This window comes from Desulfobacter sp., assembly GCF_050177295.1.
Window position 1 is genome coordinate 1 of sequence record NZ_JBFXHE010000129.1, and the last position, 10,541, is coordinate 10,541.

The window sequence follows — 10,541 nt, forward strand, 5'->3', positions numbered from 1 at the left end:
GCGCTTTTGCTGTTTGCCTTGGGGCTTGAGTTCTCGCTTAAAGACCTTAAACCGGTGAAGAGAATCGCATTGATTGGAACCCCGATTCAAATTTTTCTCACCATTGGACTTGGCTTCGGAATTGGTAACCTGTTGTTAATATAAAAAATATAAAAACCGTTTATAAGCAGACAATAAACACAGAGGAGGTTGATAATGACAAAATCTACTTACTGGGCAGATTCCTACATAGATAAACGTTGCAGTGCCCAGGAGGCCCTGAAACATATCCGGCCAGGTCAACGTATATTTATAGGCTCATCCTGTGCTGAACCACAACATCTTGTCCAAGAGTTATCCGAAATCTCCACAAGATTCACCGATCTTGAAATCGTGCGTCTGCTCAGCATTGAAAATGGATCTTTAACGCTTATCGCGAATGAGTCTCCATCCCATCAGTTCAAAATCAGGTCCTTTTACTTAGGTTCCTGTGGTTACAGCATTATAAAGAAAAATCAACGATTTGTTACGCCTACAAACCTGTCCCAGATCCCGAATCTGTTCAAATCCGGGCTCATGCCGTTAAATGCGGCGCTGATCCAGGCCACGCCGCCCGATGACTTTGGGTGGATGAGTCTTGGGATTTCCGTGGATATCAATCTTTCGGCCTGCGAAACTGCTGATATCGTCATATGCCAGATTAACCCCCAAATGCCCCGGGTCCTGGGCAGAAGCTTTATCCATGTTAATGATGTTGATTTTATTGTGGAACATGAGGAACCACTTTTAACCATCCAGCGGCTCCCTGAACATGAGTCAGGCATTGTTATTGCCAAACTTATTTCACGTCTCATCGAAGACGGTTCAACCATCCAGACAAGTCTTGGTTTAACCACTGAAGCAATTAAGACAGCTTTGTTAAATAAAAATGATATTGGGATTCATTCACAATACTTGTCAGATGCAATCATGCACCTTTTCTCCATGGGGGTGATTACCAATAAAAAGAAAGGATTTAATAACGGAAAGCTTGTGGCCGGCGCAGCCGTGGGCTCCTCTCTGCTTTATAAATTTCTTGACGATAATCCCTCCATTGAATTTTACCCCTCAGATTATGTCAACAATCCGGGAATCATCAGTCGCCACAATAAGATGGTAACCCTGAACACAGCCATGGCCATTGATCTTACCGGCCAGGTGGCAGCCGATGCCCTGCCGTTGAACAATTACACAGGGATTAATGGTCTGCTTGATTTCACCCGGGGGGCAGCCATGTCCGAAGGAGGAAAATCCATCCTCATGATGACATCTACCATGGATCACGGGCAAAAAAGCCGGATAGTTCCTTTTTTAACAGAACACGCCGTGGTCGTGCCACGGGGAGATGTCCAGTTTGTGGCAACAGAATACGGGTTGGTGAATCTTTTTGGCAAAACACTTCAGGAGCGGGTTATGGCTTTAGTCTCCATTGCCCATCCGGATTTCAGGGATGAATTGTTTGCCGAAGCCAAAGAAATGGGTCTGGTTGACAGTAAACGCAAATTTAATCAGGCCAATAAAGGAATCTATCCGTTTAAATATGAGGAAACCATTATTATAAAAAATATTCCCATTACTTTCAGACCGGCAAAGCCGGTGGATGAACGCTTTATCCAGGAGCATTATTACACCATGAATCGTGGAGATATCGTTTCCAGGTTCTTTCATGAGAAAAAAAGTTTTGCCTATGATCAAATTGATACCACCTATGACATTGATTATATCAATGACCAGACCATCGTAGCCACGATAGGCGAACTGGGATTTGAAAAAGTTATTGCCATGGGCGAATATTTCAGAAACACCATCATTAACATGGCTGAAGTTGCCTATTCCGTATCAAAAGAATACCAGGGCATGGGAATTGCTACTATCTTACAGAAAAAAATCAATCAGGCGGCAATTGACAACGGTATTAAAGGATTAATCGCCTATATTGCTCCGCATAACAAAAGCATGATCAGCCTTTTTCATAAACAGCCATATAAAATCAAAACTGAAAAAAATGATGACATGCTTATTTTAAGCTGCGTGTTCAGTGAACCTAAAGCAGATGACGACGGCGGCGGCAAAGCACTGGGCGACGCCATTCTATCTATGGGTTAAATTTTAAATTCTTGACTTGTACCTGAACCAAAATCCGTGCTTGGACGCAAATTTGCTCAGATGCAAATTTTTGCAACGCCGCAGATGGATAGCTTTGCGTCCAAACACTAATTTTTTTTTCATATGATAGGAGTGGGGAAACATATCCACAGGTGTTATTTTATATATCAATTGGTTAACGGAATCTCCATGGGGATTTTCCCCTATTTGTTTAATTTCACCCAATATGGGAAAATTTGAAGATAAATTCACGGAAATCAATGTCTCCACCTAGAATAAAGAAGCTTACAAATGCATATTTTGACACATATTTTACGCAAGACCGGAAACCAGGAAATGGGAGGTCGTCATGCCTAATAGACCAAGAATTCTTATTGTAACCCCGGAAGTCACCTCTCTACCCGAAGGTATCAGCCCTGACGCCGATGATTACTCAGCCAAAGCCGGAGGCCTGGCAGATGTGTCGGCCGCACTGATTTCCGCGTTGTATGATTTAAGCTGCGATGTTCATGTGGCCATACCCGACTACAGGTCCATCTATCATGGCAATAACAAACCCAGGCATCAGCGGGAGGTGGAAAAAATCCGCCGGCGCCTGCAGGATGAACGGATTCATTTTGCCACTGACCGGGTATTCCTTTACAAAAACGGCGTCTATTCCGGCTATTCGGATAAGGATCTCAAGGTGTCCCTGGCGTTTCAGCGGGAAGTGATAAACAACATCATCCCAAGGGTGAAGCCGGACATCATCCATTGCAACGACTGGATGACCGGACTGATTCCGGCCCTTGCCAGGCGATACCAGATCCCATGCCTGTTTACCATTCACAACATCCATACCATGACCTCCACCATGACCGAAATTGAGGACAGGGGTATTGATGCGGCAGCCTTCTGGCAGTGGCTCTACTTCAAGCATCCGCCTTTTACCTACGGAGAGAGCCGGGATACCAACCGGGTGGATTTTCTGGCGTCAGGGGTATTTTCCGCCCATTATGTGAACACAGTAAGCCCCACCTTCCTGCGTGAAATTGTTGAAAACCGCCACCCCTTTGTGGGACAGGAACTCAGGCAAGAACTGGCCCACAAATGGAATGCAGGATACGCCACAGGCATTTTAAATGCGCCTGAGCCTGAATTCAATCCAGCTGTGGATGACATGATTCAGTTCAATTACGGGCCCAAAAACCATCGTGTCCGGAAACAACAGAATAAAATTTTTCTGCAAAAATTCGTAGGCCTAGAGACAAATCCGGATGCGCCGGTATTTTTCTGGCCTTCCCGCCTTGATCCTGTGCAGAAAGGTTGTACGCTTTTGGCAGAAACCATGTATGATATTATTTCCCGTTACTGGGATACAGGCATTCAGATTGTATCCGTTGCAGACGGGGCATATCAGAAACACCTTCACGATATTGTCAATTTCCATGGCATGCACCAGCGCATCAGTATCTTAAGGTTTAACGAACATTTGTCCCACCAGGCATTTGCAGCCAGTGATTTTATTTTCATGCCATCTTCCTTTGAGCCGTGTGGCCTGCCCCAGATGATCGGAGGAATATACGGCAGCCTGCCCATTGTATTTGACACAGGCGGCCTGCATGACACAGTCAAACAACTGAATGTAAATCAGTCAACAGGAAATGGATTTATTTTCAATGTCCACGATGCCCAGGGACTGAACTGGGCTGTGGACCGTGCCATGGACTTCTTCCGCCTGGACCCGGATGAAAAAGAAAACCAGCTCCGCAGAATCATGACGGAATCGGTACTTGAATTCAATCACAGCCGATGCGCTGAAAGCTATATTGAACTATATGAAAAAATGCTCAAAAGGCCATTCTTGGTCTAAACCTACATGGACGAATGATCCGTATCCGGCACCTTTTAAGCCCATTATCCGGTCACGGTTTGAAAATAATCATGTAACGCTTTACCTACCCAGTCGCTGCGCCTTGGTACCGCCGCTGGCATATAGAGCCATTCAAACACTATTTTCAAAGGAGAGACATGATGGAAAAAGAAAGAAATTAAACACCGGCCGGACCAGGGCAGCCCCGGAGGTAGTCTAAATACAAGAATGACTTTGACTTATACGGCAAGCGGGTCTGTAACAAACATAGCAGCCGCCTGTCAGCCCACGTTCAAGGGCGACATACTCAATACCCTATCTTCAATTCCGAAATACAACATGGTGGTTTTGGGGTCAGAGTGGTTATACCTTCAGGGGGTATATATACCGTATCCGTGGACATCAGCGATATTGAGGCTGAAGCCCAGGCAGAGGTCAGGAATTATTTCAAAGGAACAAAGGCCTGGCCCCGGGACGTGAAAGAAGACCTTGAGCCGATCATTATGGTTTCCATGATCGGGGGATTCACAGCATTTTCAGATCGCCATTCAACAATGAAATTGGCTCCAGCCCCCCCGGCCTTATCGTAATAATCCACAACATAGCGTATGGATTCAAGGGGCTTGAGAAAAACAGGTGAGAGCAGGTAATTTTTTAAAAGTGTGCCTTTGGTGTCGTAGTAATCCACAAACACAACTTCAATGGTGTGGGACATATCTGTATTACGGATGCTTAAAGTCACGGTTAAAAGCGAAGGGATCTGTCTATTGCCCGTGTAAATATGTGAATATGCCGGGACATAAACCTTTTGTCCCTTTGAAAGATTTGGATTCTCATGGGTAAAAGCCGTCCCCCTTATGCATAACAACAGTCCAATCAACAAAACCGGGTAATCCAGTATATACTTTTTTCTCATCATTTTTATCACCTTTAGGAAAAGCTGTTTGAAACGGGATCGTGTTTTCCTTTGTTTTGGCCAAGATTAACCTGAGTATGCGCATCTTTGCAAGACTGACTCATAAAATTTTACGCCTGTGCTTTTATTGTCTTTTCCAGACAGACAGCTATAGGCTTGGCTTGGGGTGTCTAAAAAATCGTATTTAAGATTTTTTTATTAATCGGTTTTTTAGATATCAGAACGAGCCTTCTACCTCTTAGCCTACGTTTTCGATCCATTGGACTTCAAACCCCTAATAATAAGGAAAGGGTATTGATTTTAGCGGAGAAAAAATCCTATGGACATTAAAAGCCCTACAAGGACAATAAACCCTCGTAAAATGCGTTGAGAAATACGGTATGCGACAGCAGCCCCAGCGTATCCCCCGAGAATTGCCATAATACTGAGCAGCAGAAGATGCCCCCCAACAATTGCTCCACCGGCAGCATAAACGCCTACAGCGACTGTTGTTAATAGTGCTGATATAATATTTTTAAGTCCGTTCATGCCATGAAGGTTGGTCTGGCCCATTATACCCAAGGTGGCGAGTAATATAATTCCTAGCCCCCCATTGAAATAACCGCCGTAGACGCAAACCGCAAGTAATACCAAACAAGCTGTGGAGGTCTTTAAATCAGTCGTTGCGCAATGCCATTCGGATTTTTTTATTGAAGAACTTTTTTTTTCCAGAAGCCATGGCCCAACAATAAACGCAGCGGTAGCAAGCAAAATAAGCCATGGAATCAGTGTTGAGAATAATTGTTCACTTGCCATTAGTAAGATAGCAGCACCCAAGCATCCACCTGAGACGGCTATAAAAGCGATGTGTATGAACTTTAAATTTGCAGGAAACTCAACATCCCTTCTGAATCGCCATGCACTTGCGAGGTAGCCAGGCAGAAGTGCTGCCGTGCCTGTCGCATTAGCCGATACCGGTGTTACACCCACAAAAATCAGAGCCGGTAATGTGATGAAACTGCCGCCACCTGCCACCGCATTCAACATGCCGCCGAGGAATCCGGCTATCCCGATTATCACCCAATCCATTTTTTAAAAGCACCTCTCAAGCAACGAATAACTGACCACAGTTTTCATCGACTATTTAACAATGGACAGAATTTTTCTAAAATCATCGGTATTCGCCCGTAACGCCCATTGAAAAATAACAATTTCGGTGGAACTGATCACAGCGCCTGCCTGTTTCAGCAGATCAATGGCGATATCTCGGTTCTCATTTACACGGGAGGCCACGGCATCTGCCACCAGATGTACCTGGAAACCGGACTTCATGAGATCCAGGCAGGTTTGCAGGACGCATACATGGGTTTCCATCCCGACCACCACGATTTTTTTATGATTGAACGATTGAATCGTGGGAATAAAGTTTTCTTCCAGGCAAGCACTGAAGTGCTCTTTCTGAAATACCTGTGGTGAATCAATTTCCTGGAGCAGTTCTGGAAGGGTTTCACCAAGCCCTTTTTTGTACTGTTCCGTCAGCAGAATTGGAATGCCAAGAGCATTGGAGGACCGAATGAGTTGACGCACCTTATAAGCGATTTTCTCCCACGAATCAATGGCCTTGAGCATCGCCTGCTGGAAATCGATAATCAGAAGCAAGCTCTCTTCACGCGTGGCCACATATTCAGAACGTACCATATTCTGATCCTCCACATTAAAAACAAACAAAAGTATAGTTGTTCAGTTTTGAGATTATACCCCCTGTTCAATAGTGTTTCCAGTCATGCGTTGGAAAAGTTTTTGAAAAACTGAACCTAAATAGACAGAACGATTTCCCCATTCATCTCCTCTATATATGGCCTTTATGAAAAAATATCTTGTCTTTCATATCAAAAACGATTAAACAGCTTTTTAAGTTAGGAGGAGAATTGATTTGACACATTACATGGTAGCCAATCAGATTTATTATTATTGTGGGTACTATCCATATCCGGCTACCGTGGTGCTTCTTTCTTGATTTAACATAAAAAATCAAAAATAAAATGAATGCTGTGGGTCGGAAGTGCCTGCAGCATTTTGAATTTTAAAGAGCTGCAACACACATCTAAGATGTTGCAGCTCTTTTTATTTTTCCCCTTTTTTCAATTAATTTAACCGGAGTTAAAAATGACTGTATTGAATGTGTTAAAAGAACGTGGTTTTATCGATAATCAAACCCATGAGGAAGAGCTGCAAGCCTACCTGAAAAACGGCGGGCGACACTGCTATATAGGCTTTGATCCTACTGCCGACAGTCTTCATGTCGGCCATCTGGTCCCTATCATGTCTCTTGCGCATATGCAGCAGAATGGGCATATCCCGATAGCCCTTGTCGGAGGCGGTACCGGCCGGATAGGCGATCCCAGTGGAAAAAATGAAATGCGGCAGATGATGACTCTGGGCACCATTGATAAAAATGTTCAGAGCATCAAAAGGCAACTATCCAAATTTGTAGAGTTTGGTGAAGAAACTGCCCTTCTGGCAAATAATGCAGATTGGCTTGCATCGCTTGAGTATATCCCTTTTCTCAGGGATATTGGGCGGCATTTTAGCATCAATAAAATGGTCAAAGCTGAAAGCTATCGACAGAGAATTGAATCAGAAGGCGGGCTGAGTTTTATTGAATTCAATTACATGCTTCTACAGGCCTTTGATTTTCTAACGCTCTTTGACCGTCATGACTGCAGGCTGCAAATGGGGGGGAGTGACCAATGGGGAAATATTCTTGCAGGCATCGAACTGGTTCGTAAAAGCAGACAAAAAACGGTATTTGGTATCACCTACAAATTGATCACCAAAAGTGACGGGAGCAAAATGGGAAAAACCGCCGGCAATGCTGTATGGCTTGATCCTGAAAAAACTTCCCCTTACGAATACTATCAATTCTGGATGAATACGGATGACAAGGATGTGGAGCGTTTTTTATCACTTTTTACCTTTCTGCCTATGCCGGAAATCCGCCAGGTGATCAATCTGCTTGATAGCGAATTAAATCAGGCAAAAAATGTTCTGGCATTTGAGTGCACTTGCCTGGCCCACGGCAGGGAAGCGGCATTAACTGCTAAAACTTCTTCTGCTGAAGTTTTTGGCAATTGCGCCATTTCGGAAAGAGTTTTGCCTTCATCCAGTATTCCCAGAAAAAAAGAAAACAAGAACGCAATTGAACTCCCCACAACCTGTGTATCACGCAATGAGCTTACAAAGGGGTTGCCGGCCTATGAACTTTTTGTTCGCACCGGTCTTACCCAATCTAGCGGGGAGGCAAGACGCCTGATAAGTCAGGGTGGCGCCTATATTAATGGAGAGACGGTAGCCGCTTTTGATTTGTTGGTTGATTCCAGTCATTTTAAAGATGGTGAAGTTTTCTTAAGGGCCGGCAAAAAAAGATTTCATAGAATTCAGATAGAAGACCAATAGGCTCACAAACAAAAAGGATTAGTCCTCCATTCACGCCATGGGCTGAGCCTGAAAAAGAATCGGAGGGGGGGGAACTTAATGAGCATAAGTGTAGTTTCAAAATTTAAAAAAATCGTGCAGCCTGGAAAGAAAAGCCATCGAGCAGAATAGTGAACTCAAATACGTTCATGGGAATGACCGCTTTGACTTTTTCCATCGGTAAAATACTTAGGCCAGGTCAAAGCCAAAACGTGATTGGACTGTTGACAGCCATATATGGTATCGACCAGATTTTCGGCCTCCTGGTGTCTGGGATTTTATCTGAAAATTCTGGGAATTTTGTATCGGCCATAGTGATGTCCGCTGTAGTAGTAATCTATTGAGACCTATGACAAAGCCATTCATTCCTTTTTGTTTTTTATTGGCGTAAGCTCCCCCGGAGGTATTACGGGGTGTTGAACATGGCCATGTCATCGCCTTTAAGAATATCTTCAAAATTTGGCTTACAGTCCCCGGACCATCAATAATCGGTTGTCTACCATATGATCGTTTTTTAACCACTTATTCGTTAGAAAGCGGTAAATCTTTTTTGGGGGAGCCGGGGGCAAAGCCTCCCGGCTGTTTTTCGTAAACATTGGGTAGAATTAAACAGTTAGGGCAAAAATTTCATAAAATTTCAGCCAATCTCATTCATTAAAACGCTGTGAACTTCTTTATCTTCAATTCCCAAATACAACATGGTGGTTTTGGGGTCAGAGTGGTTATACCGTTTGGCAATCACATCGAATCCAACACCATATTTGACTCGTTGTTGATATCCCCAGGTTTTTCTTAAAGTGTGGGTACCGTAGTTGCCTTTGAGGTTTATGGCCTGTGTCCATTTTTTTATCAAGCCGTGAACGGATTGGACGGACAAAGGTGAATTCTCCCCCTTTCTGCTCCGGAACAGGTAATGGCCATCTTCTTTATGTTCACCCTGGGACAAATAATTGTCCAGAGCCTTCCGGACGGACTTGTTTATCACCACAACATTCTTTTTCTTAGTCTTAGATTCAATGATTTGATGAACCTGACCGGGTTTTAAGTACCGGACATCTCCAACCTTAATATTTAGAAGATCCCCGGCCCGAATACCGTTATTCACGCCCATAGTGAAAAGCAACAAATCCCTGGGTTTTCCGGACAGCAGTTGCAAAATAGACTTTATATTTTTTTCCTTCCGGATCGGTTCCACCTCGATTCGGGAACCCTTTTTCGGGTGATTGAAGTTTTGCCCTTTTTCCAATTTTTTGTACCAATGCATTAATCTTAAGTTTTCTGCACTATAACACATATAACTTAAGATTCAAAATAAAGGTTTGCCGGAATTTTTCCTGCAGTATCATGGAAACGCTTGTGGTTACTGCCTTAGACGCCCCTTCTCCAATCTTAACTTTTTGCTTAAAGTTAAGATTGGTAATTTTCATTATGGACTACAATACTTCTGGTAGCCCTGCCCTTTCTGAATTGCTGTTCAGCGACACGAAATAAACATATTCAGGGATATCTTATTTCTAAAGCTCCTAATCAAAAACAGAGATGTAAAAATACTCTATATTTTTACAGGAACCTCAAAGTTGGCTCGCTCCAATTCTAAGAGAGGCAGGACTATAGGAAGATTTGCTGGATGTCCAGCTTTGAGTCCTGGGGGAATTGTAACGAGCAAGTATGACTCTAAACAATTTTCCCAGAACACAATACCTGGTATGGGCATCCTGATCACATTTGAATTGAAAAATCCAGTTTGATGTTGTCTTGGAACAGGCTATCATTCACTCGAGAGTCGTAAGTTTTTTCAAAAAAAACGTGACATTTAAAAATGGAAAGAGCATTTTAGGCCTTTTAACGCCTTGAACGACCAAATTCAAACAAAAAAGGACCCAAAATGCTCAAGTATATTTATCAGACTCTACGGTTTTTCCGCAATGCTTTTTCAAGAAATATTACCTGGCTCATGTTTTGTATGGTAGTTCTTGGGTTTATCGGAGCATCTGAAATGATTGGTGTTACATCGTTTTGTCGATTCTGGGGACTGAACACAACTGGCTACCATGCATTTATCCATTTCCTTCGGGCATCAACATAGTCTCTTGATAAGGTTACAGAATATTGGAATCGGTTTGTCCTTTCCCAGAATGAAACGGTGAAATCCAATGGTCGTGTGATTTTGCAGGGAGACCATACCTATGTCCCTAA

The 10,541-nt window shown here is 43.4% G+C and carries 9 protein-coding genes; 4 read left to right on the forward strand and 5 right to left on the reverse strand.

Annotated elements, in window-relative coordinates:
- Window positions 1–195: 195 nt before the first annotated feature.
- On the forward strand, window positions 196–2,124 hold the full coding sequence (locus tag AB7U36_RS10880; RefSeq protein ID WP_428159800.1) for a GNAT family N-acetyltransferase: 1,929 nt from the start codon (window positions 196–198) through the stop codon (window positions 2,122–2,124).
- Window positions 2,125–2,473: 349 nt separating this feature from the next.
- Window positions 2,474–3,976, forward strand: a complete 1,503-nt coding sequence (locus AB7U36_RS10885) for a glycogen synthase (RefSeq protein WP_428159801.1) — start codon at window positions 2,474–2,476, stop codon at window positions 3,974–3,976.
- Window positions 3,977–4,418: 442 nt separating this feature from the next.
- Here the strand turns inward: AB7U36_RS10885 and AB7U36_RS10890 are convergent, their stop codons facing one another.
- The 4 genes from AB7U36_RS10890 to AB7U36_RS10905 form a co-directional block, all read right to left on the reverse strand.
- A complete protein-coding gene (locus AB7U36_RS10890) occupies window positions 4,419–4,859 on the reverse strand; it encodes a DUF3124 domain-containing protein (protein WP_428159807.1) in 441 nt (146 codons plus the stop codon).
- Complete coding sequence (locus AB7U36_RS10895) at window positions 4,810–4,956, reverse strand: hypothetical protein (protein WP_428159808.1); 147 nt, start codon at window positions 4,954–4,956, stop codon at window positions 4,810–4,812. Before AB7U36_RS10895 ends, AB7U36_RS10890 begins: the two co-directional genes overlap by 50 nt.
- A gap of 236 nt (window positions 4,957–5,192) precedes the next feature.
- Complete coding sequence (locus AB7U36_RS10900) at window positions 5,193–5,960, reverse strand: sulfite exporter TauE/SafE family protein (RefSeq protein WP_428159802.1); 768 nt, start codon at window positions 5,958–5,960, stop codon at window positions 5,193–5,195.
- A gap of 51 nt (window positions 5,961–6,011) precedes the next feature.
- Entirely contained in the window at window positions 6,012–6,569 is a 558-nt protein-coding gene (locus AB7U36_RS10905; protein WP_428159803.1) for an isochorismatase family protein, read from the reverse strand.
- 468 nt (window positions 6,570–7,037) lie between these two features.
- Between AB7U36_RS10905 and tyrS the strand changes: the two genes are divergently transcribed.
- The gene (gene tyrS / locus AB7U36_RS10910; protein WP_428159804.1) at window positions 7,038–8,327 is read left to right on the forward strand and encodes a tyrosine--tRNA ligase; all 1,290 of its coding nucleotides are present in this window, start codon (window positions 7,038–7,040) and stop codon (window positions 8,325–8,327) included.
- A gap of 149 nt (window positions 8,328–8,476) precedes the next feature.
- Window positions 8,477–8,689 (forward strand): YbfB/YjiJ family MFS transporter, encoded by a 213-nt coding sequence (locus AB7U36_RS10915; RefSeq protein WP_428159805.1) that lies wholly within the window; start codon window positions 8,477–8,479, stop codon window positions 8,687–8,689.
- 293 nt (window positions 8,690–8,982) lie between these two features.
- On the opposite strand, the gene AB7U36_RS10920 is transcribed toward AB7U36_RS10915, so the two are convergent.
- On the reverse strand, window positions 8,983–9,609 hold the full coding sequence (locus AB7U36_RS10920) for a tyrosine-type recombinase/integrase (protein ID WP_428159806.1): 627 nt from the start codon (window positions 9,607–9,609) through the stop codon (window positions 8,983–8,985).
- Between the last annotated feature and the right edge of the window lie 932 nt (window positions 9,610–10,541).

Excerpts from the sequence above, each read along its gene's own strand:
- AB7U36_RS10920 (WP_428159806.1), bottom strand. The coding sequence starts at position 9,609 with ATGCATTGGTACAAAAAATTGGAAAAAGGGCAAAACTTCAATCACCCG.
- tyrS (WP_428159804.1), top strand. The coding sequence starts at position 7,038 with ATGACTGTATTGAATGTGTTAAAAGAACGTGGTTTTATCGATAATCAA.
- AB7U36_RS10900 (WP_428159802.1), bottom strand. The coding sequence starts at position 5,960 with ATGGATTGGGTGATAATCGGGATAGCCGGATTCCTCGGCGGCATGTTG.
- AB7U36_RS10905 (WP_428159803.1), bottom strand. The coding sequence starts at position 6,569 with ATGGTACGTTCTGAATATGTGGCCACGCGTGAAGAGAGCTTGCTTCTG.
- AB7U36_RS10880 (WP_428159800.1), top strand. The coding sequence starts at position 196 with ATGACAAAATCTACTTACTGGGCAGATTCCTACATAGATAAACGTTGC.
- AB7U36_RS10885 (WP_428159801.1), top strand. The coding sequence starts at position 2,474 with ATGCCTAATAGACCAAGAATTCTTATTGTAACCCCGGAAGTCACCTCT.